The organism is Pseudomonas sp. FSL R10-2189, assembly GCF_009600325.1.
Lineage (GTDB): Bacteria > Pseudomonadota > Gammaproteobacteria > Pseudomonadales > Pseudomonadaceae > Aquipseudomonas > Aquipseudomonas helleri.
In genome coordinates this window covers 296462-322007 of the sequence record NZ_WIVZ01000001.1, presented here as the reverse complement: position 1 = coordinate 322007, position 25546 = coordinate 296462, and the positions used below count along the sequence as shown (strand labels likewise).

Annotated in this window: 22 protein-coding genes; 9 read left to right on the top strand and 13 right to left on the bottom strand. The window is 60.9% G+C overall.

Annotated features, from left to right (window positions below; translation table 11 throughout):
• Window positions 1-17: 17 nt before the first annotated feature.
• The 7 genes from tadA to treP form a co-directional block, all read right to left on the bottom strand.
• The gene (tadA, locus tag GHO32_RS01480; protein WP_153333703.1) at window positions 18-506 is read right to left on the bottom strand and encodes a tRNA adenosine(34) deaminase TadA; all 489 of its coding nucleotides are present in this window, start codon (window positions 504-506) and stop codon (window positions 18-20) included.
• Complete coding sequence (locus tag GHO32_RS01475) at window positions 506-1882, bottom strand: multicopper oxidase family protein (RefSeq protein ID WP_153333701.1); 1377 nt, start codon at window positions 1880-1882, stop codon at window positions 506-508. Before GHO32_RS01475 ends, tadA begins: the two co-directional genes overlap by 1 nt.
• Before the next feature lie 292 nt (window positions 1883-2174).
• Complete coding sequence (locus GHO32_RS01470; RefSeq protein ID WP_153333699.1) at window positions 2175-2453, bottom strand: PTS transporter subunit EIIB; 279 nt, start codon at window positions 2451-2453, stop codon at window positions 2175-2177.
• Between the two features lie 2 nt (window positions 2454-2455).
• Complete coding sequence (gene ptsP, locus GHO32_RS01465) at window positions 2456-5011, bottom strand: phosphoenolpyruvate--protein phosphotransferase (RefSeq protein WP_153337856.1); 2556 nt, start codon at window positions 5009-5011, stop codon at window positions 2456-2458.
• Window positions 5012-5070: 59 nt separating this feature from the next.
• A complete protein-coding gene (locus GHO32_RS01460) occupies window positions 5071-6294 on the bottom strand; it encodes a carbohydrate porin (protein ID WP_153336742.1) in 1224 nt (407 codons plus the stop codon).
• A 115-nt stretch (window positions 6295-6409) separates the two neighbouring features.
• Complete coding sequence (gene treC, locus GHO32_RS01455) at window positions 6410-8059, bottom strand: alpha,alpha-phosphotrehalase (RefSeq protein WP_153336741.1); 1650 nt, start codon at window positions 8057-8059, stop codon at window positions 6410-6412.
• A 91-nt stretch (window positions 8060-8150) separates the two neighbouring features.
• Window positions 8151-9593, bottom strand: coding sequence for a PTS system trehalose-specific EIIBC component (gene treP / locus GHO32_RS01450; protein ID WP_153336740.1), 1443 nt, complete (start codon window positions 9591-9593; stop codon window positions 8151-8153).
• A 288-nt stretch (window positions 9594-9881) separates the two neighbouring features.
• On the opposite strand from treP, the gene treR reads away from it, so the two are divergent.
• Complete coding sequence (gene treR / locus GHO32_RS01445) at window positions 9882-10586, top strand: trehalose operon repressor (RefSeq protein WP_153336739.1); 705 nt, start codon at window positions 9882-9884, stop codon at window positions 10584-10586.
• 89 nt (window positions 10587-10675) lie between these two features.
• On the opposite strand, the gene GHO32_RS01440 is transcribed toward treR, so the two are convergent.
• The 5 genes from GHO32_RS01440 to GHO32_RS01420 all read right to left on the bottom strand — a co-directional run bounded on the left by GHO32_RS01440 (window position 10676) and on the right by GHO32_RS01420 (window position 17517).
• On the bottom strand, window positions 10676-12100 hold the full coding sequence (locus GHO32_RS01440; protein ID WP_153336738.1) for a gamma-aminobutyraldehyde dehydrogenase: 1425 nt from the start codon (window positions 12098-12100) through the stop codon (window positions 10676-10678).
• Between the two features lie 111 nt (window positions 12101-12211).
• On the bottom strand, window positions 12212-13543 hold the full coding sequence (locus GHO32_RS01435; protein WP_153336737.1) for an APC family permease: 1332 nt from the start codon (window positions 13541-13543) through the stop codon (window positions 12212-12214).
• Between the two features lie 10 nt (window positions 13544-13553).
• Window positions 13554-14711: an iron-containing alcohol dehydrogenase gene (locus tag GHO32_RS01430; RefSeq protein ID WP_153336736.1), complete on the bottom strand. Its 1158-nt coding sequence runs from the start codon at window positions 14709-14711 to the stop codon at window positions 13554-13556.
• A gap of 316 nt (window positions 14712-15027) precedes the next feature.
• Window positions 15028-16485 carry a gamma-aminobutyraldehyde dehydrogenase gene (locus GHO32_RS01425; RefSeq protein ID WP_153336735.1) on the bottom strand — a complete coding sequence of 486 codons (1458 nt, stop codon included), beginning with the start codon at window positions 16483-16485 and terminating at the stop codon, window positions 15028-15030.
• A gap of 117 nt (window positions 16486-16602) precedes the next feature.
• Complete coding sequence (locus GHO32_RS01420) at window positions 16603-17517, bottom strand: LysR family transcriptional regulator (RefSeq protein ID WP_048367043.1); 915 nt, start codon at window positions 17515-17517, stop codon at window positions 16603-16605.
• A 182-nt stretch (window positions 17518-17699) separates the two neighbouring features.
• Between GHO32_RS01420 and GHO32_RS01415 the strand changes: the two genes are divergently transcribed.
• Together GHO32_RS01415 and GHO32_RS01410 are read left to right on the top strand one after the other, a co-directional pair.
• On the top strand, window positions 17700-19202 hold the full coding sequence (locus GHO32_RS01415; protein ID WP_153336649.1) for an MFS transporter: 1503 nt from the start codon (window positions 17700-17702) through the stop codon (window positions 19200-19202).
• 95 nt (window positions 19203-19297) lie between these two features.
• A complete protein-coding gene (locus GHO32_RS01410; protein WP_153336648.1) occupies window positions 19298-19846 on the top strand; it encodes an NAD(P)H-dependent oxidoreductase in 549 nt (182 codons plus the stop codon).
• A 1-nt stretch (window position 19847) separates the two neighbouring features.
• Here GHO32_RS01410 and GHO32_RS01405 read toward each other — a convergent pair whose 3' ends face one another.
• Window positions 19848-20201 (bottom strand): helix-turn-helix domain-containing protein, encoded by a 354-nt coding sequence (locus GHO32_RS01405; RefSeq protein ID WP_153336647.1) that lies wholly within the window; start codon window positions 20199-20201, stop codon window positions 19848-19850.
• Between the two features lie 341 nt (window positions 20202-20542).
• Between GHO32_RS01405 and GHO32_RS01400 the strand changes: the two genes are divergently transcribed.
• The 6 genes from GHO32_RS01400 to GHO32_RS01375 are packed head-to-tail and all read left to right on the top strand — an operon-like array spanning window position 20543 to window position 25519.
• Window positions 20543-20965: a nuclear transport factor 2 family protein gene (locus GHO32_RS01400; RefSeq protein ID WP_368668305.1), complete on the top strand. Its 423-nt coding sequence runs from the start codon at window positions 20543-20545 to the stop codon at window positions 20963-20965.
• Window positions 20962-21723 carry an SDR family oxidoreductase gene (locus GHO32_RS01395; RefSeq protein ID WP_153336645.1) on the top strand — a complete coding sequence of 254 codons (762 nt, stop codon included), beginning with the start codon at window positions 20962-20964 and terminating at the stop codon, window positions 21721-21723. Before GHO32_RS01400 ends, GHO32_RS01395 begins: the two co-directional genes overlap by 4 nt.
• Window positions 21720-22967, top strand: a complete 1248-nt coding sequence (locus GHO32_RS01390) for an NAD(P)/FAD-dependent oxidoreductase (RefSeq protein WP_153336644.1) — start codon at window positions 21720-21722, stop codon at window positions 22965-22967. The genes GHO32_RS01395 and GHO32_RS01390 overlap by 4 nt, the downstream gene beginning before the upstream one ends.
• Complete coding sequence (locus GHO32_RS01385) at window positions 22964-23755, top strand: DUF1365 domain-containing protein (protein WP_153336643.1); 792 nt, start codon at window positions 22964-22966, stop codon at window positions 23753-23755. Before GHO32_RS01390 ends, GHO32_RS01385 begins: the two co-directional genes overlap by 4 nt.
• Window positions 23742-25010: a cyclopropane-fatty-acyl-phospholipid synthase family protein gene (locus tag GHO32_RS01380; protein ID WP_153336642.1), complete on the top strand. Its 1269-nt coding sequence runs from the start codon at window positions 23742-23744 to the stop codon at window positions 25008-25010. The genes GHO32_RS01385 and GHO32_RS01380 overlap by 14 nt, the downstream gene beginning before the upstream one ends.
• Window positions 25007-25519 (top strand): DUF2878 domain-containing protein, encoded by a 513-nt coding sequence (locus tag GHO32_RS01375; RefSeq protein ID WP_153336652.1) that lies wholly within the window; start codon window positions 25007-25009, stop codon window positions 25517-25519. The genes GHO32_RS01380 and GHO32_RS01375 overlap by 4 nt, the downstream gene beginning before the upstream one ends.
• Window positions 25520-25546 lie beyond the last annotated feature (27 nt).

Genomic DNA, 25546 nt, shown 5'->3' with positions numbered 1-25546 from the left:
CTACAAGGGGCGGCGGATTATTTCGCCCGTCGGGCCTTGAAGAATTCGCTGAGGATGGCGCCGCATTCGTCGGCCAGCACTCCGCCTTCAAACAGCACCCGATGGTTCAAAAAGCCCTGGCTGAAGAACTGCCCTTGGCTTTGCACAATCCCGGCCTTGGGCTCCAGCGCACCGAACACCACTCGCGACACCCGTGAATGCACGATCAAGCCTGCGCACATGCTGCACGGCTCGAGCGTCACGTACAGCGTGCTGCCGGGCAGCCGGTAGTTGCTGGCCGCCGTGGCTGCGGCGCGGATGGCGATCATCTCGGCATGGGCGCTGGGGTCGCTGCCGCTGATGGGGCAGTTGAAGCCACGGCCGATGATTTCACCGTTTTGCACCAGCACCGCGCCCACCGGCACTTCACCCAAGGCTGCGCCTTGCGCCGCCAGCGCCAGCGCTTCACGCATAAAGTCTTGATCGCGGCTGCGGTCGATAATCTGGGGTTGACGCCCTTGTCGCATCAGGAAACCTCAATAGCGGCCATGAGGCCGGTTTCCATGTGGTCAATCACATGGCAGTGGAACATCCACACGCCGGGATTATCGGCCACCAGGGCCACGCGGGCACGCTCGTTTTTGCCCAACAGGTACGTGTCGGTGAAATACGGCGTGATTTTTTTGCGATTGGACGCCAGCACCTTGAAGCTCATGCCGTGCAGGTGGATCGGATGCTGGTACTGAGTCATGTTCTTGAATTCAAACACGTAGCTCTGGCCCAGCTTGAGCTTGGCAATCGGCCGGTCAGCGCAGGTTTTGTCCTTGATGTCCCAGGCTACGCCGTTGATCTGCCACAGGCTCGGCGGCTGATCCGCGCCCAGGTTCTCGGACACAGAACCGACCCACTCAAAGTTGAAATTGATCTTTTCGGCCTTGTCGACATCAGGCTCGGCAATCGGATTAGCCGGCAACGCGGGCGGCCATTGTGCAGGTGCATCGTTATTAGCCACCGACAACAGTGTGCCCAAACGCACCGGGCCATCGCGCAACGACAGTTCTTCACCCGCCGCCGGTGCCTTGATCGCCAGGCAAATACGCATGCCGGGGCCCAGCCAATATTCTTTGCCCAGCGGGCGCGGCGCGATGGGGTTGCCATCCAGCGCATAGATTTGTGCCTCGACACCGGGAATATTCAGGCGATAGGTCAGGGTGTTATCGAGGTTGAGAATCCGCACGCGGGTAATCTGCCCGGCGGGCAATTCAATGGTCGGCACATGGCTGCCATTGATCGTCGACAAGCGCCCCGCCGTACCGCCACGCGCGGCCTCACGGGTGATGCTGAAAGGCAGAAAGTTGCCTTCTTCATCGACGTGCCAGTTTTTAATGCTCAGCGTGCGCTCGTGCTTGAAGCCCGTAGGCTCGCGCTCTTCGACAATCAGCGGGCCGACCAGACCACGGCCCAGTTCTTCGCTGCTGTTGACGTGGGGGTGATACCAGTAGCTGCCCGCATCGGGCACGCGGAACTTGTAATCGAAGTATTCGCCGGGCAGTACCGGCAATTGCGAGACGTACGGTACGCCGTCCATTTCCAGAGGCAGGCGGATGCCGTGCCAATGGATCGTGGTCGCAACCGGCAGATGGTTGATAAACCGCACGCGCAGCCATTCGCCTTGGCGCACCCGCAACTCAGTGCCCGGCGCCGAAGGGCCAAAGGCCCAGGCCTCGGTCTGATGACCCGGCACCAACTCAACGTCCAGCGGCGCGGCAATCAGCTCGTAATCGTGACCGGCCTGCTCATCGGCCATCTTGCCCAACCAGTAACGCGAAGCGCCCCCTGCGCCAACACCCACCACGACCAGGCCGGCTAAACCACCGAGTATTTGTCGACGGGTAAAGGACATGGACTTAACTACCTCTCGTATCCGGCGCGGGCTTAGCGCCCGCAAAAGGCGAATACGATACACCTGCAACTGCGAAACAGTAAGGGTGGGGTGACGACGGACTGCAAAAGCCCCTCTCCCTAACCCTCTCCCAAGGGAGAGGGAACCGACTGGGGGATATTGCAGAGGTGCAGCACCGTGAAATGACTCCATTGAATCCATAATCGATTCGATTTCTCAGGTCGATGCATCTTGTGGAACAACTCGGTCAGTCCCCTCTCCCGCCGGGAGAGGGTTAGGGAGAGGGCAGTATTCAGTCGTTAACGCCCACCAAATGCACCACACCGCCCGCCAGGGTCATCAGCCCCGGCACACCCGCCAGTCGCAGAGCCTGAGGGTCAACACGTGACGTGTCATTCAACTCCACACGAATGCGGGTCAACGCCACGCGCTGCTCGGACTTGAGGTTGCTGGCGCCGCCAAGGGCCGCGACCACCGCGCTCTCCAACGTCGATTTATAGGGGGCGGGCTCATCCGCCACCAGGTCCGGGGTCAGTGCTTTCCAAAAAGCCTGCTGCAATTTTGCAAACATGTTCAGTTCTCCAGCACCAATGAATGAGCAACGTTAGCCGCGTGTGACGGCTGCAGGGCGGCACGCACCTGCTCTGCACTTTCCAGCCCCAGCACCTGCTGCGCCAACACTTGGCAGTCCTTGAGCGTCAGCTCGCGAACCCGCGCTTTAATGGTCGGGATCAACGGAACGCTCACCGATAACTCGTCCACGCCCAAGCCCACCAGCAGCGGCACCGCCAACGACTCGGACGCCAGCGCGCCGCACACGCCCACCCACTTGCCGTGGGCATGCGCGGCCTTGACGGTCGTGGCGATCAGGCGCAGTACCGCCGGGTGAAAACTATCGGCCTGGCTGGCCAGACGCGGGTGATCGCGGTCCATCGCCAAGGTGTATTGGGTCAGGTCATTGGTGCCAATCGAGAAGAAGTCGACTTCAGGGGCGAACACGTCAGCCATCAGCGCGGCGGATGGAACTTCAATCATGATCCCCAGTTTGGGCAACCGCGTAATGCCCAGGCGTTGCGCTTGCTCTTCGAGCAACTGGCGGGCGAGGCGCAACTCAGACACCTGAGTGACCATCGGCAACATGATGTGCAGGCGGGTCAGGTCGGCACTGGCCAGGATCGCGCTGAATTGCTCACGCAGCAGTTCAGGACGCTCCAGACACAGGCGAACCCCGCGCATGCCCAAAAACGGGTTGGCCTCAGGTTCTATCGGCACGTAGGCCAGCGGTTTGTCACCGCCGACATCCAGCGTGCGCACCACCAGGTTGTATTCAGGGCCAACCGCACGGGCGATGGCGCTATAGGTCGCGACCTGTTCGTCGTGGCTCGGCGCGCTGCTGCGGTCCAGGTACAAGAACTCGGAACGCAACAAGCCCACGCCTTCACCGCCCAGGCTCATGCCCTGCTCAGCCTCGGCCAGCGAGGCGATGTTGGCAGACACTTCGATATGCCGACCATCGCGAGTGTCCGCCCGCAACGCCGCGTGCGCCAGATCCCGTGCCTGGCGCACGCGCTGCTGCTCACGCTTGGCCGTCAGCGCTGCAACCGCCGCTTCGCTGGGGCGCACATGCAACTCGCCCTGTTCAGCATCGAGCAACACCGGCGTGCCGCTGGCCAAGCTCAGGACCTGCGCAGGCAAGCCGCACATGGCCGGCAAGCCCAAGGCCCGCGCCAGAATCGCCACATGGCTGGTGGCGCCGCCGCCCACGGTGGCAAACCCCACCACCTTGGTTTTATCAAGCCCGGCGGTTTGTGAAGGGCTGAGCTGGTCGGCGATCAAGATGGCGTTGTCGGGCAGCGCCTGAACCGCGTCCTCGACCCGCAGAATCAACTTGAGCACGCGCTGCCCGACATCTGCGAGGTCTTGCGCCCGTTCCGCCAGAAACGCATTGCCCAAATTGCGGAAAACCTTTTCGTTGGCTTCAACCGCAGCGGCCCACGAAAACGCCGCGCTTTTGCCCGACGCCAACAGCGGGTAAGCCTGCTCCAGCAAGCTTGGGTCTTGCAGCAGTTCACGGTGGGCATTGAAGATTTGCCCTTGCGGGCCTTGGCTGAACTCACGGCCCAAGGTGTCCAGTGCGGTGTCCGCTTCGAGCAGGGCGCGTTGCAATTGCGCCCGTTCAAAGGCTTCACCCGCCCCCGCCTCCGGGTAGTCGAGGGTCTGCGCGGCGATTTGCACCACCTGCCCAAACACCGCCCCGGAAGACGCGCAAACACCGCGCAATAAGGTGTCATCCACCCGCACCGGTTCAGGTGCCGGTGCGTAAGTAGTTTCAGTGGCCACCTGGGCTACGGGCGTCACCGCCTCGCCGCAACCGGCCACCAACAGATCTGAAAGCACACGAATCGCTTGCTCGGCATCCTCGCCGGTGGCGCTGATCTGCACCACATCGCCGTGGCTGGTTTGCAAGGTCATGATCGCGACCAACGATTTAGCGTTGATGCGCTGCTCGTGTTTGTGCAGCTCGATGGTGGCCGCAAAGCCCTTGGCGGCCTGGGCAAACACCGCCGCCGGGCGGGCATGCAAACCGTTCGGGTTGGGCAGCGCAATGGCCAGCGAAAACAGCGTGTCACCCTGGCTAGACGCTTGATGCGTCGAGACTTGCGCGGCCGCGCCCACACGCAGCACCGGCTGGCCAGCCTCGACCAGCACGTCGTTGCCCGACACGTCGGTAATGCTTTCACCGCTGACCACCAGCATCAGGGTGAGCAAGCTGCGCGCATGTTGCGCGACGTAATCGGCATCAAACTCGATCAACGCTTGCCCGGCCACCACCTGCTGGCCTTCCTCAACCAGGCAGGTGAAGCCTTGGCCGCCGAGGTTTACCGTGTCCAGACCAATGTGCAGCAGCACTTGCACCCCGCTGGCATCGGTAATGCTCACGGCATGCCCGGTGTGCTGCAGGTTGCTGATCACACCGGCCAGCGGCGCGCAAAGCACCTGCGACGTCGGGTCGATGCACAGGCCATCGCCCATCAAACGGCTGGAGAACACCGGGTCAGGCACTTGCTCAAGCGGCATCAGGACACCCGATAACGGCGCCAGCAGTTCCAGTTGTTGGGTTGTAACCATGACTTCACCTGCAGTTGATTCGGTTAAATGCCGATGGAGCGCGAGCCCCGCAGCGTCGCTTATTTCCACCAGTACTCGATCTGTACACCGGCGTTGGAACCATGCCGCGCCGAGCCAAAGGCGCCGCTGTCAGACAATGCAGAACCTGCATCAAACTCATTGGCCGCACGTTGCGCGGCGGCGTTCCAGCTCGCGTAGGTGTAATACAAGCGGATTTCCGGGCGTGCCCAGAAGCTTGGACCGTTGGGCGACCAGGTCGGCGCAAAGGTGAACTTGCTCAGCTTGCGCGTGCCGTCGGCGGCCCGCACCTGATCATGCCCAAACTCGGTCACCAGCTTGAACTGCTCGGTGATCGCGTAGGTCGGTCGCACGCCTAGCGAGAGCCACTCCTGATTGCCGCCGTCCGGGCGGAAGTCCTTTTGATACACCGCCTCGATCTGCCCGCCGAAACGCGGGGTCACTTGCCAATCAAAAAACTCGACGATCCGGTAACGCTTGCTGCTGTTATCCAGCCGGGTATCGCCGGTGTAGCCCAGCCCCGTGCCGGAGCCTTCGCCGTATTGCAGGGCCAGTTTGTTCTTGCCGCCCAGAAACTCGCTCTGGACGTGCTGCGCCGTGATCGCCCAGCCACTGTGGGCTTCGGTGCGCTGGGGTTTTTCCAGATAGCTGAGGCCAAATTCCAGTTGCCCGCCCGGGTTGGTGTTGAACCCGGCGACGTTAAAATCGTGACGCGTGACGTAGTCTTCCTGATACAGGCTGTCTTTGCGCGACAGCGCGTAGCTGTATTTCAGGCCGCCGATCAACACGTCCTCGATGCCCGCACCGGTGGCGCTCTGGTTCCAGTAGTAGAAGTCGGAAATATGAATGTCGTTACGCTTGTAGTAACGCCGCCCGGCCCATACCGAGCCGCCATTGAGGCTCGGCAAGTTGGACCACTGCGCGTACAACTGCGGCAAGCGCGCCGAACCGTTATCGCCCTGGAACGTCAGCTGGCGGTTGTATTGGTTGTACAGCGAGGCCATACCGTCAACGCTGAGAACCGAACCGTCATCAAAGTTATAAACGTCCTGGCGCAACTCCAACTCAGCATACTGCTCGCATTCATTGCCCAACCGGTACTTGGCCTCGGCGCCAGGCAGCTTGAAACACGACTGCTTGCCGCCTTCCAGCGAGTTGCCGATGCCACTGCGCAAGTACCCGGCGAACTCCAGGGCGTTGGCCGAAAGCGGCGCCAGCAGGCACACGCAAGCGGTGAAAATACTGCGATTGAGGGTTGTGTTCATGAGTGGCCTTTTTATTTTTATTGTGATGAAACCGATAAAGCCTCTGTAGGAGCGAGCTTGCCTCGCGATCTTTTAAAAGATCAAAAGATCGCGAGACAAGCTCGCTCCTACAGGGTTATTGCGTTGTCAGGTGCACGGCAAACGACTCGTAGGGGCGCAAGGTGATGCGCTGCGTGCGCGTCGGCTGGTCGTCGTAGTTGCTGATCAACAGGCGTTGGGCCATGTCTTGGCTGATCACGCCGTCAGGCAAATCCACCACGCACTCGGTGCCGTAGAAGTTGTTAAGCACCAGCACGCTTTCACCCTCGCCCTGACGCACATACGCCCAGACCTGCGGGTGCTCGGCCAGCAACTGGCGGTATTCACCGAGTGACAGCAGCGGCTCTTCTCGACGCAGCGCAATCAGGCGGCGGTAGTGATGCAGTACCGAATCCGAGTCATTCAATTGCGCTTCGACGTTGATCTGCGCAGCGTTTTCAGGGATCCCGATCCACGGCTCTGCCGTGCTGAAACCGGCGTTGGCCTGCTGGTTCCATTGCATCGGCGTGCGGCTGTTGTCCCGTGACTTTTGCAGGATCGCCGCCATGCAGTCCTCGTGGGACACCCCGGCTTCGCGCTTGAGGCGATAGATGTTCAGGGTTTCGACGTCGCGGTACTGCTCAATGCGCTCGAAACCCGGGTTGGTCATGCCGATTTCTTCACCCTGATACACATACGGCGTGCCTTGCAGGCAATGCAGGGCGGTGGCGAGCATCTTCGCCGAGACCACGCGGAACTCACCGTCATCACCAAAGCGCGACACCGCACGGGGCTGGTCGTGGTTACACCAGAACAACGCGTTCCAGCCGCCACCGGCCTGCATGCCCACTTGCCAGTCCGACAAAATGCCTTTGAGCGCGAGGAAGTCGAAGTCGGCGCGCACCCACTTTTGCATGTTCGGGTAATCGACTTTCAAGTGATGAAAGTTGAAGGTCATCGACAGCTCTTTGCTCTCTGGCCGCGAGTAGCGGATGCAGTGCTCAAGGCTGGTAGAAGACATTTCGCCAACACTGACCAGGTCGTGCCCGGCGAACACTTCGCGGTGCATCTCTTGCAGGTAGTCATGCACGTTGGGGCCGTCGGTGTAGAAGCGCCGACCATCAGTGTTGTCTTCCGGGAAGTGCGCAGGCTTGGAGATCAGGTTGATCACGTCCAGGCGGAAACCGCCCACACCCTTGTCACGCCAGAAGCCCATGAGTTTGTAGACTTCGGCGCGCACCTTGGGGTTGTCCCAGTTCAAATCGGCCTGGGTGTGGTCAAACAGGTGCAGGTAGTACTGACCGGTTTGCGCCTCGTATTCCCAGGCCGAACCGCCGAACTTGGACTCCCAGTTGTTGGGTTGGTCACGCCAGATGTAGAAGTCGCGATACGGGTTGTCGAGGCTGCTGCGCGCTTGCTGGAACCACTCGTGTTCGATGGAGGTGTGGTTGACCACGATGTCGAGCATCAGCTTGATCCCACGGGCCTTGGCCTCGCTGATTAACAACTCGCAATCGGCCATGCTGCCGTAGCTCGGGTCGATGGCGTAGTAGTCGCTGATGTCATAGCCGTTGTCGCGCTGCGGCGAGCGCAGAAACGGCGTCAGCCACAGGTAATCCACGCCCAGCCATTGCAGGTAATCGAGCTTGTCGACCACGCCCAACAAGTCACCGGTGGCGTTGCCCGCGTGGCTGTGAAAACTTTTTGGGTAGATCTGATAGATCACCGAACGCTGCCAGTCTTGCATGAGAGGCTCCTTGCATAATCTTTGTTGAAGGGGCCGCTTCGCAGCCCATCGCAGCCCATCGCAGCCTTCGGCAGCGACTACAGAACGAGGGTCAGGCCACGCGGTAGCCGGGGCGGATGATTTTCAGGCTGAGCGCGCACGTCAGGACAAACGGCACGATGATCGCGACCAGCATGCCGATGACGAACATCGGGATGTACTGCGGAATGATCGAGATAAAGCCCGGCAAGCCGCCGACACCAATCGCCGAGGCCTGGACCTTGTTCAGCGACAGGAAAATGCTGCCCAGCGCCGAGCCGATCAGGGCCGCGTAGAACGGAAATTTGTAACGCAGGTTGACCCCGAACATCGCCGGTTCAGTGATGCCGAAATACGCGGACACTGCCGAGGTAGACGCCATGCTGCGCTCGCGCACGTTGCGGCTCATGTAGAACACGCCAAGCGCCGCGCTGCCCTGGGCCAGGTTGGACATCACGATCATCGGCCAGATAAACGTGCCGCCTTGGGTCGAGATCAATTGCAGGTCAACCGCGAGGAACATGTGGTGCATGCCGGTGATCACCAGCGGGGCGTACAACAGGCCGAAGATCATGCCGCCGAGCACTGGCGCCAGGTCAAACAGCATGACCACGCCTTCGGTGATCAGGATGCCCAGGTGACGGGTCACCGGGCCGATGATCGCCAGCGCCAGCACGCCGGTAATGACGATGGTGGTGATGGGCACGACCAGCAATTGAATGGCATTGGGCACCCGTGCGCGCAGCCATTTCTCGATCACGCTCATCACGTATGCAGCCAGCAGGATCGGCAGGATTTGCCCCTGGTAGCCGACCTTCTCGATCTGGAACACCCCCAGAATGTTGAAGTACGGCAGGCTTTGACCGTCCAGCCCGGCCACGGCCTTGCCGTAGTTCCAGGCGTTGAGCAGGTCGGGGTGTACCAGCATCAGGCCGAGCACGATGCCGAGGATTTCACTGCCGCCAAAGCGCTTGGCCGCCGACCAGCCCACCAACGCGGGCAAGAACACGAACGAGGTGTTGGCCATCAGGTTGATCAGGCTCCACACCCCGTCCAGCGACGGGTAGGCATCGAGCAGGGTTTTGTCGGCAATGAACATGCCTTTGGCGCCGAGCAGGTTGTTCACCCCCATCAGCAGGCCGGCAATGATCAGCGCGGGCAGAATCGGCATGAACACATCAGAGAACACCCGCACCAGACGCTGCATGGCGTTGGCCTTGTCGGCGCCCTTTTGCTTGACGTCGGCAATGGTCGACGCGGCGAGGCCGGTTTGCTCGCGCAAGGCGGCGTAGACCTTCTCGACGTCGCCGGGGCCGATGACCACTTGGTACAGGCCACCGGTAAAGAAGGAACCTTTGACCAGGTCAATCTGATTGAGGGTTGCGCTATCGACCAGGCCGGGGTCTTTCAGCGCGAGGCGCAGGCGGGTGACGCAGTGCGCGGCTTGCTCCAGGTTGTCGACGCCACCCAGGCATTGCAGCAACTCACCGGCAATCTTCGAATAATCGTGGCTCATGCGTTGTCTTCCGCTTGAAATTTTTATTATGGAGCGTCGTTTTGGCAGCACGCCGAAGCGAAAAATACTCGTCTGTACGAGTTAAAGCAACAACTGGTACAGACGAGTTTGAAAAATAACCCGTGGGCTCTGCTTTACTGTGCAGTAGTTGGCAATCAGCAACATCAGCCACCTCTGAAGAATGCGCCTGAATGTTCCTAAAACAGAGCCTTAACCGCAGAGCTTGCGCTGCTCCCCCCCTGCCCTTAAGGTTCGGGCCTTGAACACCTTCGGCATAGAGCCATCGTTATGACTAAATACAGCCAGATCTACACCGATCTGCTTGCAAACATCACCACTGAGCGCCTGGCGCGCGGTGCGCGCTTGCCGTCCGAAACAGAATTGATGACCCGCTACGATGCCAGCCGCGGCACTGTGCGCAAGGCGATTGAACAGCTTCAGGAACGCGGCTTTGCGCAGAAGATCCATGGCAAAGGGACGTTTGTGTTGTCTTCCAGCCCCATTGAGTTCCAGCTGGGCGGTATCGTCAGCTTCCAGGAAACCTACCCGAGCCTGGGCAATGACGTCAGCACTGAAGTGGTTGAGTTTGAGCACTTCCCGCTGGAGGGCGCGCTGACAGACAAGATCGACGCCGAGCCAGGCAGCCTGATCACTCGCGTCAAACGCGTGCGGCGCATAGATGGCAAACAGGTGATTCTGGACATCAACTGCTTCGTCAGCGAGCTGATTCCGGGGCTGACACCGGAGATAGCGCAGCACTCGATCTACGCCTATATCGAGCAAACCCTGAACCTGCAGATCAGCTTTGCCCAGCGCACCATCGAAGCGGTGCCGCGCAGCAAGGATGATCAAATACACCTGGATCTGGATGGGCAAAGCCACGTGATTGTGGTGAGCAACCAGACGTTCCTGCAGGACGGCCGGCAGTTTGAGTACACCGAGTCGCGGCATACGTTGGACAAGTTTTACTTTTCGGACATTGCCCGGCGCTAAACGTGTAGGAGCGAGCTTGCCTCGCGATCTTTTAAGCAGTCAAAAGATCGCGAGGCAAGCTCGCTCCTACAGTTTGCCGTGCGCAGTGTTTAGTGTTTGAACATCACGTGACGGATGGTGGTGTAGTCCTCCAGGCCGTACATCGACATGTCCTTGCCATAGCCTGAGAGCTTGGCGCCGCCGTGGGGCATTTCGCTGACCAGCATGAAGTGCGTGTTGACCCAGGTGCAGCCGTATTGCAGGCGGGCCGCCAGACGATGGGCGCGGCCGACATCGAGAGTCCACACCGAAGACGCCAGGCCATAGTCGGAGTCGTTGGCATACTGCAAAGCCTGCGCTTCGTCGTCGAATTCGGTGACAGACACCACCGGCCCGAAGATCTCATGGCGCACCACTTCATCGTCCTGACGCGCACCCGCCAAAACGGTCGGTTCAAAGAAGAACCCCGGCCCCGCCACGCGCTTGCCGCCCGTCACCACTTCAATGTGCGACTGCTCACGGGCACGCTGGACAAAGCCTTCGACACGCTCCAGATGCTGCAAGGTGATCAACGGCCCGAGTTCTGTCTCAGGGTCGTCCTGCAACCCATGGCGAATACTGGACACAGCCTCACCGAGCTTTCTTACAAACTCGTGGTACACGCCCTTCTGCACATAAATACGGCAGGCGGCAGTGCAGTCCTGGCCGGCGTTGTAGAAGCCGAAGGTACGGATGCCTTCAACCGCCGCGTCGATGTCGGCATCGTCAAACACGATCACCGGGGCCTTGCCGCCCAGCTCCATGTGCATGCGTTTAACGCTGTCGGCCGTACCGGCGATGATCCGGCTGCCGGTCGCGACCGAACCGGTCAGCGACACCATGCGCACTTTGGGGTGGCTGGTCAGCGGTTTGCCGACACTTGGGCCACGACCAAAGACCACGTTAATGACACCCGCAGGGAAGATGTCCGCCATCAACTGCGCCAGTTTCAACGTGCTCAACGGGGTCTGTTCAGACGGTTTGATTACCACGGTATTACCGGCCGCCAGCGCCGGCGCGAGCTTCCAGGCGGCCATCATCAACGGGTAGTTCCAGGGCGCAATGGACGCCACCACGCCCACCGGATCACGGCGGATCATCGAGGTATGGCCCGCCAGGTATTCGCCTGCTGCACTGCCTTGCAGGCAGCGGCTGGCGCCCGCGAAAAAGCGGAACACATCGGCAACGCCGGGCAGTTCATCGTTGAGCGCAGCGGTGTAGGGTTTGCCGCAGTTATTGGACTCCAGGCGCGCCAGTTCCGGAGCTTGGGCGTCGATGGCGTCGGCCAGCTTCAGCAACAATTGCGAGCGGTCCTTGGGCGTGGTCTGCGACCAGGCGTCGAACGCCGCGTCGGCCGCACACACCGCAGCATCGACCTGCGCCAGGCTGGCCTCGGGGATTTCTACCAACGTGGCACCCAACGACGGGTTAAGCACCGGGAGTTTTTCGCCTTCACCGGCGATGAGTTGACCATTGATCAGCAGGCAAGTTTGCATGGTTTCTCCTGTGGGCGGCGTGAGCCACCCCATCAAAAAGGCGCAACCTCCCCGCATGCGCCGCAATCAAGGCGCACGTGGGTAGTTGCAAGGGCTAAGGGGTCGGGGGCGTCAGAGCGCGGGTTCAGGCACGGCGGTGCTGAACAGGCGGGTACGGAAGGCCAGGTACACCAGCCCCAGCACGACCCAGCATGAGCCGAGAATCAGCGCGTCGGCGTCCAGGCTGATGAGCATCCAGCCCGAGGTAATGGCCCCGATCAACGGGAACAACACCCCGCGCAGCACACCGGCTTTGTCGCCCAGCGCACGGTCGAAGGTCAGTTTCAGCGCGCACAGGTTGACGGCGGTAAAGGCCAGGAATGCGCCGAAGTTAACCAAGGACGTGGCGGTGGCGATGGTCAGGCCAAAGCCGACAAAACCAAAGGCGCCGCACAGCACGATGTTGAACACCGGGGTCTTGTAGCGCGGGTTGAGCACGCCAAACAGCTTTTGCGGCAATTGGTTGTCACGGCCCAGGGCATACAGCAGGCGCCCGACACTGGCCTGGAACGACAGGCCAGCAGCAAAGTGGGCAATGATGATGCCGGTCAGAACCACTGCAAAAAACAGGTCGCCGCCGATGGTCTTGGCGATTTCAAACGCCGCGCCGTCGATGTTCTCGAACACGCCCACCGGATGCGCCAGGTACATGAAGTACGAGGAGCCGACATACAGGCTGCCGCCGATCAAAGCCACCAGCAAAATGGCCCGCGGGATGGTGCGTTCTGGTTCAACGGTTTCTTCGCTCAAGGTCGACAGGGCGTCAAAGCCAAGGAACGAATAAGCCGCAATGGCAGCACCGGCCATGGTCGCCGAGAACGGTACATCGGCATTGAAGAACGGTTTGACCGACAACAATCCGCCCGGACCATTGATCGCGCTGACATAGTGCCAGCACAGGGCGATGAACACGGTGATGATGGTGAGCTGGATCAGCATCAGGATGATGTTGAAACGGTTAGCCACCTGGATCCCGAGGATGTTGAGCAACGAGGTGGACACGATAAAGCCGGTGATCCAGACCCACTGCGGTACATCCGGGAACGCCAGGCTCAGGTAGCTCGCCCCCAGCAGCCAGATCAGCATCGGGATAAAGAAGTAATCGAGCAGCGCCGCCCAGCCGACCATAAAGCCGATATTGGGGTTAAGCATTTTACGGGTGTAGGTGTAAGCCGAACCCGCTGCCGGAAACACCCGCACCAGTCGCCCGTAGCTCAACGCGGTAAAGATGACGCCGATGGACGCCACCACATAAGACAACGCCACGGTGTTTTGGCTGGCCTGGGCGATCACGCCGTAGGTACCAAACACAATCAGTGGCGCAATAAAGGCCAGGCCGAACAGCAACACAGACACCGGACCCAAGGTGCGGCGCAGATGCGGAGTCGAAATCGATGCGCTCATGACGATGCCCTCAAGCTGAGTAGTGGTAGGCGGCACGAATCACATCGAGGTAGCTCTCGACGGTCATGTCTTTGATGTTGCTGGCATCGGAAATATTGCTCTTGGACTTCTGCGCGATGGCCGCGAAGTCTTCTTCGCGCACCCCGGCCACGTCGGCGAAACGCGGGATGCCCAGCTCGCGGTTCATGCGAAACAGTTGATCGACGCCCGCTTGGGCCGCATCCACAGCGCTCAGGTTGGGGTCGATCCCCAGGGCATACGCCACATCGGCGTGGCGGCGCAGGTCGGCGTCGCGGTTATGGCTGAACACAAATGGCAGGAAGATCGCGTTGCCGATGCCGTGCGGGGTGTCGTACATGCCGCCAATGGCTTCGGAAATACAGTGCACGCTGGCGATGTCGGCATTACCGAAGGCCATACCGGCGATCAGGCTGGCAATCAGCATTTGTTCGCGGGCTTCACGGTTGTCCGGTTCTTGCACGGCGGGCTTGAGGTGTTGCGCGATCAAACGGATCGCGTGCAGCGCCAGGCCGTCACTGATCGGGTTGGCGGGTTTGCCGGTATAGGCCTCGATGGCGTGGGTCAGCGCGTCCATCCCGGTGGCCGCGGCAATGTGCGGCGGCAGCGTGGCGGTGATGTCTGAGTCGAGCAGCGCCAGCACCGGGCCGATGCGGTAGTCGAGCAGGCTCATTTTGAACTGGCGGCGGGTATCGGTGATCACCGAGAAAAAGGTCACTTCGCTGCCGGTGCCTGCGGTGGTCGGGATCGCCACAATCGGCAGTACCGCGTTCTTGAGGGCAAACGCGCCTTCGTAGTCTTCAACGATGCCGTCATGGGTCAGCAAAACGCTGATGGCCTTGGCGGCGTCCATGGCACTGCCGCCGCCGACCGCCAGTACGCCGTCGATGCCTTTACCGCGATACAGTTGCGCGGCACGGTTAACGTCTTCGCTGCGCGGGTTGGGTTTGACGTCGGCGATTTCGTCATAGCGAATGCCGGCCTGTTCCAGGCTGGCATAGATGCTGTCGAGCAAACCGGCGTTCTTCACGCCCGGGTCGGTAACCAGCAGCACGTGGCTCAAGCCCAGGGCGAGCAGATGTTCGCCGGTACGCTGGCGCAGGCCAGGTTCCATGACGATTTTGGTGGGTAATAGAAACTGGAATTGCATGGGGACGTTCCTCTCGCTCTGTGGCGCTTTGCAATGTTGTAGTTATGGCAGACGAGTCAGGGAGCCGCAGGGGCGGCCACTATCGGTTTTTATTGTTGAAGGTGCCGCATGGCGGTATGGGTCGAAACACTAAGACACAGGTAGCAGATCAACAAATACTTAAAACTCAAGGGAGCATTCGATTAAATCGAATGCTCTGCGATCACCTGCAGGGGCTGGGCGTGGCGCATACCCCGTAGTCGTTGACGAGCACCGCGAGGCTACGATCGATTGCGAAGCGATCGTAAATCCTGAAAAGCAGGTTTGGTGTCGACGATTACAAATGCTGGCCGTGGCGGGCCATGATGTGGCGCACCACGCTGTAGTCCTGCAGCGAATCGCTGGACAGGTCTTTGCCATAGCCCGAACGCTTCAGGCCGCCGTGGGGCATTTCGCTGACCAGCATGAAGTGGCTGTTGATCCAGGTGCAGCCGTACTGCAAGCGCGCTGCCACTTGCATGGCCTTGTCGAGGTTTTGCGTCCAGATCGACGAGGCCAGGCCGTATTCAGAGTCGTTGGCCCAGTCCACGACCTGCGCCAGTTCATCAAAACGGGTCACGGTCACCACCGGCCCAAACACTTCGCGCTGGACGATTTCATCGCTTTGTTTACAACCGGCCAGCAGCGTCGGCTGGTAATAGAAGCCCGGCCCCGGATGCGCAGCGCCCCCCGTCACACATTCAATGTGCGGCTGACCCAGCGCACGCTCGACAAAACTGGACACCCGATCACGCTGACGGGTGCTGATCAGCGGGCCGATCTCGTTGTCGGCATCGCGCTTGCCGGCAAAGCGGATACGGCTCACGGAATCCCCCAGCGCCGCCACCAACTTGTCGTAAATACCGGCCTGCGCATATACCCGGCACGCCGAGGTGCAATCCTGCCCCGCGTTGTAATAGCCGTATGTGCGCACCCCTTCGACCACGGCCTCAAGATCCGCATCGTCGCAGACGATCACCGGCGCTTTGCCGCCCAGTTCAAGGTGGGTGCGCTTGAGGGTTTTGGCCGCGGTGGAGAGGATTTTCTGCCCGGTGACGATATCGCCGGTCAATGACACCATGCGCACTTTCGGGTGGCTGACCAGATGGCTGCCGACGTTTTCACCGCCGCCACAAATGATGTTCAGCACCCCGCGCGGCAGGATTTCGGCCAGCATCGGCGCCAGGGCCAGAATCGACAGCGGTGTGTGCTCGGAAGGTTTGAACACCAACGTGTTGCCCGCCGCCAGCGCCGGGGCGATTTTCCAGGCGGCCATCATGATCGGGTAGTTCCACGGCGCAATCGAGGCCACCACGCCGATCGGGTCACGGCGCACCATGCTGGTGTAGCCGGGCAGGTATTCGCCACTGAGCTGGCCGGTCTGGCAACGCACGGCACCCGCAAAAAAACGGAACACATCCACCGTGGCACTCAAGTCGTCCTTGCGCGCCAGATGCAGCGGCTTGCCGCAATTCAACGCTTCGAGACGAGCAAGGTAGTCGGCGTTTTTTTCAATCGCACTGGCGATTTCCAGCAGCAGGTTAGACCGTTGCTGCGGCGTGGTCCTCGCCCAGCCGTCGAAGGCCCGGTGTGCGGCAAGGATCGCGGCCTCGGTCTGCTCGGCGCTGGCCTCGGCGATCGACGTCAGCACCTCACCCGTGGTCGGGTTGATGATGGGTTCGACAATGCCCTGCCCGGCGACTGATTCACCGTCGATCAACAGTGCGGTGAACAATGGTGTCTGCGCGGCGGGCATGGTAGGGCTCTCTTGTGGTGTGCGGTCGTGGTGCGCCCCGCTCTGTGGGCTGGACCGTTTTATAGAGGCTGCAAGATTAGTCTTGGCGCAGTGCGAACGACAAACACTAAATCCAGATTAAATCGCCAGCTTGCGCCCGCCATGGGGCTGCTCGCGGGCGACGGTCAAAAACGGATCGACCAACGGCGGCCGCGCGGTCCCCCGGCGCCAGGCCAGGCCGACGTCGAGTGTCTGGTTAAGGTCGGCAATGGGCCGGGCCTCGATGATGTCGCCTTCCAGCGACCAGGGCCGGTAGGTCATGTCCGGCTGGATCGAGATCCCCAGCCCCGCCGCGACCAGGCTGCGCACCGCTTCGGTCGATGCCGTGCGCAAGGTTATGCTTGGTTGCAGACCCGCCTGCGCCCACAAGCGCTGGGCATTGCTGTCCATCTCATCGACGTTCAGTTGGATCAACGATTCTTTGGCCACGTCGGCCAGGTTGATGCTGTCCAGTTCCAGCAAGGGATGCTGGGCCGGCAGCCACACACGGTGCGGCGAATGGGTCAGCACCTCGGACTGCAAGGCGTGGCGATCTTCAAGATTGGAAAGGATCAACACCCCGACATCAATCTCGCCACTGACCAGCAAATGCTCGATATACGGGCGTTCGTCTTCCATCACGCGGATTTCGACGTTGGGGTAGGCGCGCTGAAAACGGGTGAGCAAATCCGCGAGGTAATAACCCGCCACCAGGCTGGTCACGCCGACGATCAACTGCCCGGCTACCTGATCGGTGCTCTGCTGCAAGCTGCGCTTGGCGTTGTCCACCGTGGCCAGGATCAAATGCGCCTGGCGCAAAAACTGATGGCCCTGGTGGGTCAGGGTCATGCCCTTGGCGTGGCGATTGAACAGGCTGACGCCGATTTCCTGCTCCAGTTGCTGGATCGCCAGGGTCAAGGTCGATTGAGAGATGTACACCGCTTGGGCGGCAGCCGAGATGGAGCCCGTCTCGGCCACGGCGATGAAGTGACGGATCTGACGCAAAGTCATCATGAAAACACCCCTCCAGCGGACTGATTTTTTGTGATGGGCGAGTGTATATCTTTTTTATCGATAGCTCGGCACAAACCTCAGCGCTGCTTTACTGACCGTTACCCTTATTCACATTTGCTTACGACAGTCGCAGGCAGGGATCGCAGTATCATCCTGACACCTGACCACCGAGAACTTTAGTCATGCCCACTGCTGCCTCCAAACGCTGGCTGATCCTGATCGCCGTGATGCTGGCCTTTGTGCCCATCGTGATTGATATGACCATTCTGCATATTGCTGTGCCGTCGCTGACGCTGGCGTTGGGCGCGTCAGGGGCGCAGGTTCTGTGGATCATCGATATCTACCCGCTGCTGATGGCCGGTTTGCTGGTACCCATGGGCACCCTTGCCGACCGCGTGGGTCATCGGCGCATCCTGCTGTATGGCCTGAGCGTGTTCTGGGTGGCTTCGTTGCTTGCCGCGTTCGCGCCGACGCCGGCCATGCTCATCGGCGCGCGGGTGCTGCTAGCGCTGGGCGGCGCGATGATCATGCCGTGTGTGCTGGGCATTATTCGCCGCACCTTCGAAGACGAAAAAGAACGCGCCTTGGCCCTCGGTCTGTGGGGGACTGTGGGCGCGGCGGGCGCCGCGGTGGGCCCGCTGATCGGTGGCGCACTGCTTGAGCACTTCTGGTGGGGGTCGGTGTTTTTGATCAACGTCCCGATCATGGCGGTGGTGATCCCGGTGGTGTTCGTGCTGTTGCCACGCGTCGAGCACACCACACCCGGCAAATGGGCCGTCGGCCAGGCGCTGGTGCTGATCGCCGGGATCATCGGCGTGGTTTACGGCATCAAAGCCAGTATCGGCGCCACGCAATCGCTGTTGTTCGCCATGCTGGTGCTGGCGGCCGGGCTTGCATTGCTGGTGCTGTTCGCACGCCAGCAACTGCGCTCTGCCACGCCGATGCTGGACCTGTCGCTGTTCGCCCACCCGGCGCTGCTGGGCGGCATGATCATGGCGCTGGTGACCATCGGCGCGCTGGCAGGCGTGGAGCTGACCCTGGCCATGGAGTTGCAATACGTGCTGGACAAAACGCCGTTGCAGGCGGGGATCTTCCTGATCCCGATCATGGCCGCCGCCGCGCTGGGCGGGCCGGTCGCTGGTTATTTGTCCAACCGCTTTGGCTTGCGCGGGGTCGCCAGCCTGTCACTGGCCCTGTCTGCCGGGGCGTTGGGGTTTCTTGCCTTTGCTGATCTCAATGCCCCCGGCATTGCGGTGCCGGCCATGCTCGCGGTATTGGGCTTGGCGCTGAGTATCGGCCTGACCGCCTCGTCGATCGCCATCATGGGCTCGGTAGACGCCAGCAAGGGCGGCGCGGCCGGTTCATTGGAAGCCACCGCTTACGAGCTGGGCACCGGCCTGGGCATCACCGTGTTCGGGGTGTTCATGTCCAAAGTGTTTGGCAGCACCCTGTCGCTGCCCGCTGAACTGGCGCCAGCCCTTGCCGAGCGGGCCGCCAGATCCATTGGCGACACTTACGTGGTGGCCGGTGAACTGCCTGCCGTCCAGGGCAATGCCTTGATTGAAGCCGCCAAGCTGGCGTTTTCGAGTACCCACTCGGTCCTGCTCACCACATCGGCCGTGGTCATCGCCCTGCTGGCGGTGGTGGTGTTTGTGCTTTTTGGGCGGCAACGCCAGCAGATTTAGGGGGCATGGGCCGGGGTAGTTACAAAAAGGTGCGTACTTGTGGGAATGTCGAGGCGACCATAGATTGCGCGCCTCAACCCCTGGAGCCCGATACCATGCGCACCCTGATCATTCTTGCCCACCCTACCCTCGATAAATCGGTGATAAACCACGCCTGGCTGAAAGCCCTGGCGGCCAGTGACTTGGAGGTCACTGTGCACCGCCTCTATGACGCCTACCCGAATGGCGGCCCCCTCGATGTAGAAGCCGAACAGGCGCTGGTCCGCGCCCATGACTCGATTGTCTGGCAGTTCCCTTTTTACTGGTTCAGCACCCCGCCACTGCTCAAGCAATGGCAAGACGAAGTACTGACCCATGACTTCGCTTACGGCCACGCAGAAGGGCAACGCCAGTTGGCCGGCAAGCGCATCGCCATGGCGATTTCGGCAGGCATCAAGCAAGAGGATTATCTGGACAGCGGGCGCTACCGCTACAGCCTCGACGAACTGCTACGACCGCTCCAAGTCACCATTCGCTACATCGACGCGCTGGCCGTAAAGCCATGGGTGTTTTATGGCGCCGAGCACGACATTGACCTGACGCAACTGGAAGAAAACGCCCAAGGGTACGTGAACTACCTGCGCCAACTGACCCAAGCGGCCTGAGTCAGGCCTCAGTGACCTGCGCTGCAGATTCAGCGGGCAGCGGGTTGCCCGCATGCAGCGCGCCCCACTGACACATCGCCTCGATAATCGGCTGCAAGGTGCGACCCAGTTCGGTTACCCGGTAAACCACCTTGGGCACCTTGCCCGGGAACGCCTCCCGGTCGATCAGGTGGTCGCCCTGCAACTCCTTGAGTTGCTCGGTGAGCACCTTCGATGACAAGGGCTGCATAAGGCGCAGCAACTCGCCGGTGCGTTTGGGGCCTTCCATCAGGTGACAAAGAATCGCGCACTTCCAGCGCCCACCGATGGCCTGAATCGTTGCATCGATAGGAAAGTTGAACACCCTGTTGGTCATCGCCAGCATCTCCGCATAAGCCTCACAGCCCGTAATTAGACACACTGCGGCCCACATAAGCAAAACACCAACTGTAGGAGCGAGCTTGCCTCGCGATCTTTTAAACATCGCGCCCCGACCGGCAGCGCTCCTCTATTCACTTCTAAACCACCCCGCCGCACAAATAGTTGTACAAATTAATTGACTTGTACAACACGCTCCCTATTCTCTAAAAACCTGTACAAGATATTTTCTTTGTACAAGAAAAGGAGGGAGTCAGATGCTCGATGCCATAGACACCGCCCCACTCGGGATCAGCCGCTTAGCCCGGCATGGCGACCTATCGGGTTGCGGGAGGCTCTGTGTCTGACTTCCTGCACGATTTCGCCCGCCGTTTTGCCGCACTGGATGCCAACAATCTGCACACGCTCCATGAGCTGTACAGCGACGATATTCAGTTTCGGGATCCGCTGCATGAGATCCACGGCCTGGCAGCGCTGCAAGCCTATTTTGCGCAGCTCTACGCCAACGTCAGCGAGCTGGGCTTCACCTTTCACGGTTATGACCAGGTGCAGGACGGTAGCGGGTATCTGCGCTGGACCTTGCACTATCGGCACCCGCGCCTGAGCCGTGGCCAACGCATAGACGTGGCTGGCTGCTCGCATCTGTTATGGCACGAGAAGGTCTACCAGCATCGCGACTATTTTGATGCAGGCGCCCTGCTCTATGAGCACCTGCCGCTGATGGGCCCCGCGATTGGCTGGTTGAAAGGGAGACTGGCATGAAGCGTATCTGGCTCACCGGCGCCAGCAGCGGCATTGGCGCTGCTCTGGCAGAGATCCTGTTGAATCAGGGCCATTTGCTGGCCGTGAGCGCGCGCAATGCCCAGGCCCTGGAGACATTGCACGCGGCGTTCCCGCAACAGGTCCTTGCGCTACCCGGCGACCTGACGGATCCGCTCCAGGTTCGAGCCATCGGCGAACAGATCGGGCAAGTCTGGGGTTATCTGGATCAGGTCATCTTGAATGCCGGCACCTGCGAGTATCTGGACGCGGGCCACTTCGAGGCCAACATGATTGAGCGCGTGATGCGCGCCAATGTGTTTTCGGCGGCCTATTGCGTGGAAGCCGCGCTGCCGCTGTTGCGCAAGGCTAAGCGGCCGCATCTGGTGGCCGTGTGCAGTTCGGTGACCTACCTGCCGCTGCCCCGCGCCGAGGCGTATGGCGCTTCCAAGGCGGCGATGCGCTATCTGTTTCAGTCGTTGCGCATCGACGTGGCCCACGAGGGTATCGATGTCACTGTCGTCAGCCCGGGCTTCGTCGATACGCCGCTGACCCAACACAATGACTTCCCGATGCCGATGCGCTGGCCAGTGAACAAAGCGGCCACTTACATCGCCACCCGCCTCGACAAACGACCGCTGGAAATCGCTTTCCCAGGTCCTTTTATCGCCGTCCTTCGCTTACTGGCGGCTTTGCCTCAGCGCCTGCAATTGGCCCTGGGCAAACGCATGGCGCGTCCTGACACAGAAGAATCTTCATGAAAATAGCCATCATCGGCAGCGGTATTTCCGGCCTGACCTGCGCCTATCTGCTCAACCGCCAGCACGACATCACTGTGTTTGAGGCCAGTGACTGGGTGGGCGGCCACAGCCATACGGTTGACGTTGAAGTGAAGGGCGAACGCTTTGCCATCGACACCGGTTTTATTGTGTTCAACGACTGGACCTACCCCAACTTCATCCGCCTGCTGGATCAACTGGGCGTGGCCTCGCAACCCACCGAGATGAGCTTCTCGGTGCGCGATCCGAAGTCGGGCACCGAATACAACGGCAACAACCTCAACAGCCTGTTTGCCCAGCGGCGCAACCTGTTGTCGCCGGGCTTCTGGGGCATGTTGCGCGACATTTTGCGCTTCAACCGCGAAGCCCTGCGCGACCTGCACGAACAGCGCATCGCCGCCGACACCACCCTCGGCGCCTACCTGCAACAGAAGGGCTACGGTCAGCGCTTTATCGATCACTACATCGTCCCGATGGGGTCGGCGATCTGGTCGATGTCGTTGGCCGACATGCAGGGTTTTCCGCTGCAGTTCTTTGTGCGCTTTTTCAAGAATCACGGGCTGCTGTCAGCGACTAACCGCCCGCAATGGCGTGTGGTCAGCGGCGGTTCGCGCAGTTATGTGACGGCGCTGAGCACCAGCTTTGCTGAGCGCATCCGCCTGAACTGCCCGGTGCAGCAGGTAGAGCGCGATGCGACCGGGGTCACCCTGCACAGCGCCGCAGGCACTGAACGTTTTGACAGCGTGGTGTTCGCCTGCCACAGCGATCAGGCCCTGAGCCTGCTGGCGGCGCCCAACCAGGCCGAGCGCGAGATACTTGGAGCGCTGCACTACGCCGACAACGACGTGGTGCTGCACAGCGACACCCGTGTGTTGCCGAACCGCCGTCTGGCGTGGGCCAGCTGGAACTACCGTCTCGGCGGCTCAACCCGGCAACCCGCCGCGCTCACCTACAACATGAACATCCTGCAAGGGCTGCAGAGCGACACGACCTTCTGCGTCAGCCTCAATCAGAACGAGGCGATTGACCCAAGCACCATCCTCGGTCGCTACCGCTACGCCCACCCGCAATACACCTTGGCAGGCGTACAGGCGCAGGCACGCTGGGCAGAACTGCAAGGGGTGCAACACAGCTACTTTTGCGGGGCCTACTGGGCCAACGGCTTTCATGAAGACGGCGTAGTCAGCGGCTTGCGCGTGGCGGCGGCGTTCGGAGAACAGCTATGAACAGCGCGCTCTACCGCGGCTGGGTCAGCCACCGTCGGTTGCTGCCGCGCGCCCACGCATTTCGCTACCGCATGGGCATGCTCTACCTCGACCTTGCCGAGCAAGCGCAGGTGCTGGGCCTGTCGTGGCTGGCCGGGCGATCGCGCTGGGGCGCATTTACCTTCCGCGAAACAGACTACTTGCCCCACGCCACGCGCCAGGGCGTAACGCTCAGTGATGCCGTGCGAGCGGTTGTCGAGCAGGCCTTGGGCCACGCCCCACAAGGGCGTATCTGCCTGCTGACGCAGCCGCGCAGTTGGGGTTTATCGTTCAACCCCATCAGTCTGTTTTACTGCTTCGAAGCTGATGGCAGCCTGGCCGCCATCCTCTGCGAAGTCAGCAACACCCCGTGGCGAGAACGCTACCACTACGTGCTGCCGACCCACGCCAGCGGTGAGTCAAGCCACCGGGTACCTAAGAGTTTTCATGTCTCGCCCTTTCTGCCTCGCGACCTGGAGTACCGCATGCGTTTCTCTGCGCCGGAGCAACAGCTGAACGTGACCATGCAGGACTGGCAGGGCGAACAAAAAGTCTTTGAGGCGGGCATGGGCCTGGAGCGCATCGAACTGACGCGCCACAGCCTGCATCGCCACCTGCTGGAGTTCCCCTGGATCACCGGCAAAACCGTACTCGCCATTTACTGGCAGGCCCTGCGCCTGCTGCTTAAACGCACGCCCGTGTTTTCCCATGAAGCCGCCAACGGTGAACAGCGCACCGCCCACTTGGAGTCTCGCCATGACAAACCCTAGTCTGAACCCCACCAGTACCGGTGATTCTGCAGCCAATGGACTAGGCGCACGTCTGCTCAAAAAAGGCGTGTTGCGCAAATTGGCCCAACTGCGCCACGGGCATTTGCTGGTCACGGTCGACGGTGAGCCCCTGAGCTTTGGCCAACCCGGCGCGGAGCTGCACGGCACACTCGAAGTGCATGACGCGGCCTTCTGGCCCATGGTGGCCTTGAATGGCTCCATCGGTGCGGGCGAGGCGTATATCCATGGGTATTGGAGCAGCCCCGACTTGACGGCGGTGATCCGCATTTTTGTGGCCAACCTCGACGTGCTGGATGACATGGAGCGCGGCCTGGCATTGCTACGCCGCCCGGTGGCAAAAGCCCTGCACTGGCTCAACCGCAACACGCGCCAAGGGTCGCAACGCAATATTTCAGCGCACTACGACCTGGGCAACGCGCTGTTCGAAAAACTGCTCGACCCGACCATGATGTATTCCGCGGCCATGTTCCGCTCCGCCAACGACACCCTCGAACAGGCTCAACTGAACAAGCTCGCGTGCATTTGCGAAAAACTCGACCTCAAGCCCAGCGACCACCTGCTGGAAATCGGCACGGGCTGGGGCAGCATGGCCTTGTACGCGGCCACCCACTACGGCTGCAAAGTCACCACCACGACCCTGTCCCATGAGCAGTTTGCGTACACCCAGAAACGGATTGCCGAACTGGGCCTGCAAGACCGCGTCACCCTGCTGTTGCAGGACTACCGTGATCTGACGGGCACCTACGACAAGCTGGTCTCCATCGAGATGATCGAGGCCGTCGGCCACCGCTTCCTGCCCACCTATTTCAAACAGTGCGCCCACCTGCTCAACGATGACGGGCTGATGCTGTTGCAGGCCATCACCATTCGGGACCAGCGCTACGAGCAGGCGAAAAAAACCGTCGACTTTATCCAGCGCTACATTTTCCCCGGCGGCGCCTTGCCTTCGGTGACCGCCATGCTGAGCACCATCAGCCGCGACACCGACCTGAACCTGCATCACATGGAAGACTTCGGCCTGGATTACGCACGCACGCTGCGCCTGTGGCACGACAACCTGCGCAGCAACCAGCACAGCCTGGAAGCGCTGGGCTACGACCAGACGTTTTATCGCCTGTGGGAGTTTTACCTGTGCTACTGCGAAGGCGGTTTTCTGGAGCGCAGCATCGGCACCGCGCATCTGCTGCTCGCCAAACCTGGCGCCAGGCCGCAGCCCTATGGGCTAAAAGCCTGAACGGGCGTGGCCGGCTGTTTCTGAATGCCGGGCTTTTCCAACTGGGATGGTTCGCGTGTGTGTGGGGCGCTCAACGCCCCTGGCTGTTGCTGATTGCAATCGCCTGTCTGGCGCTGCAACTGGGGTGGGTGGCAAAGGCTTTCAATGAGTGGCGCGGCGTGCTGCGGGTGGCAGCCTGCGGTTGGCTGCTGGACAGCGCGCTGATGCACCTCGGGTTGTTCACCTTTGCCGGGGGCACCGTGGTGCTGCCGTTATGGCTGGCGCTGCTTTGGCTGCTTTTCGCCAGCACTTTGAACTACAGCCTGAACTGGACAAAACATCCATGGTGGCTTGGCAGCCTGCTGGGCGCTGTCGCGGGGCCGTTCTCCTATTGGGGCGGCGCGACGGTGGCAGGTGTAGGCCTGCCGCTGGGTATTTGGCCCAGCCTTGTAGTACTCGCATTCATTTGGGCGATACTGATGCCCGCGCTGCACTGGGTGGCCGGGCACCCGGCCCGTTGTAGTCGCTGACGAGGCACGAAGGCTGCGATGCGGGCC

What these genes read in the sequence shown, in the direction of transcription:
- GHO32_RS01440 (WP_153336738.1), bottom strand. Translation starts at nt 12,100, where the DNA reads ATGCAAACTTGCCTGCTGATCAATGGTCAACTCATCGCCGGTGAAGGC.
- treP (WP_153336740.1), bottom strand. Translation starts at nt 9,593, where the DNA reads ATGAGCCACGATTATTCGAAGATTGCCGGTGAGTTGCTGCAATGCCTG.
- GHO32_RS01420 (WP_048367043.1), bottom strand. Translation starts at nt 17,517, where the DNA reads ATGATGACTTTGCGTCAGATCCGTCACTTCATCGCCGTGGCCGAGACG.
- GHO32_RS01385 (WP_153336643.1), top strand. Translation starts at nt 22,964, where the DNA reads ATGAACAGCGCGCTCTACCGCGGCTGGGTCAGCCACCGTCGGTTGCTG.
- GHO32_RS01415 (WP_153336649.1), top strand. Translation starts at nt 17,700, where the DNA reads ATGCCCACTGCTGCCTCCAAACGCTGGCTGATCCTGATCGCCGTGATG.
- GHO32_RS01395 (WP_153336645.1), top strand. Translation starts at nt 20,962, where the DNA reads ATGAAGCGTATCTGGCTCACCGGCGCCAGCAGCGGCATTGGCGCTGCT.
- GHO32_RS01390 (WP_153336644.1), top strand. Translation starts at nt 21,720, where the DNA reads ATGAAAATAGCCATCATCGGCAGCGGTATTTCCGGCCTGACCTGCGCC.
- GHO32_RS01380 (WP_153336642.1), top strand. Translation starts at nt 23,742, where the DNA reads ATGACAAACCCTAGTCTGAACCCCACCAGTACCGGTGATTCTGCAGCC.
- treR (WP_153336739.1), top strand. Translation starts at nt 9,882, where the DNA reads ATGACTAAATACAGCCAGATCTACACCGATCTGCTTGCAAACATCACC.
- treC (WP_153336741.1), bottom strand. Translation starts at nt 8,059, where the DNA reads ATGCAAGACTGGCAGCGTTCGGTGATCTATCAGATCTACCCAAAAAGT.
- GHO32_RS01430 (WP_153336736.1), bottom strand. Translation starts at nt 14,711, where the DNA reads ATGCAATTCCAGTTTCTATTACCCACCAAAATCGTCATGGAACCTGGC.
- GHO32_RS01405 (WP_153336647.1), bottom strand. Translation starts at nt 20,201, where the DNA reads ATGACCAACAGGGTGTTCAACTTTCCTATCGATGCAACGATTCAGGCC.
- GHO32_RS01410 (WP_153336648.1), top strand. Translation starts at nt 19,298, where the DNA reads ATGCGCACCCTGATCATTCTTGCCCACCCTACCCTCGATAAATCGGTG.
- GHO32_RS01470 (WP_153333699.1), bottom strand. Translation starts at nt 2,453, where the DNA reads ATGTTTGCAAAATTGCAGCAGGCTTTTTGGAAAGCACTGACCCCGGAC.
- GHO32_RS01425 (WP_153336735.1), bottom strand. Translation starts at nt 16,485, where the DNA reads ATGCCCGCCGCGCAGACACCATTGTTCACCGCACTGTTGATCGACGGT.
- tadA (WP_153333703.1), bottom strand. Translation starts at nt 506, where the DNA reads ATGCGACAAGGGCGTCAACCCCAGATTATCGACCGCAGCCGCGATCAA.
- ptsP (WP_153337856.1), bottom strand. Translation starts at nt 5,011, where the DNA reads ATGGTTACAACCCAACAACTGGAACTGCTGGCGCCGTTATCGGGTGTC.
- GHO32_RS01475 (WP_153333701.1), bottom strand. Translation starts at nt 1,882, where the DNA reads ATGTCCTTTACCCGTCGACAAATACTCGGTGGTTTAGCCGGCCTGGTC.
- GHO32_RS01460 (WP_153336742.1), bottom strand. Translation starts at nt 6,294, where the DNA reads ATGAACACAACCCTCAATCGCAGTATTTTCACCGCTTGCGTGTGCCTG.
- GHO32_RS01435 (WP_153336737.1), bottom strand. Translation starts at nt 13,543, where the DNA reads ATGAGCGCATCGATTTCGACTCCGCATCTGCGCCGCACCTTGGGTCCG.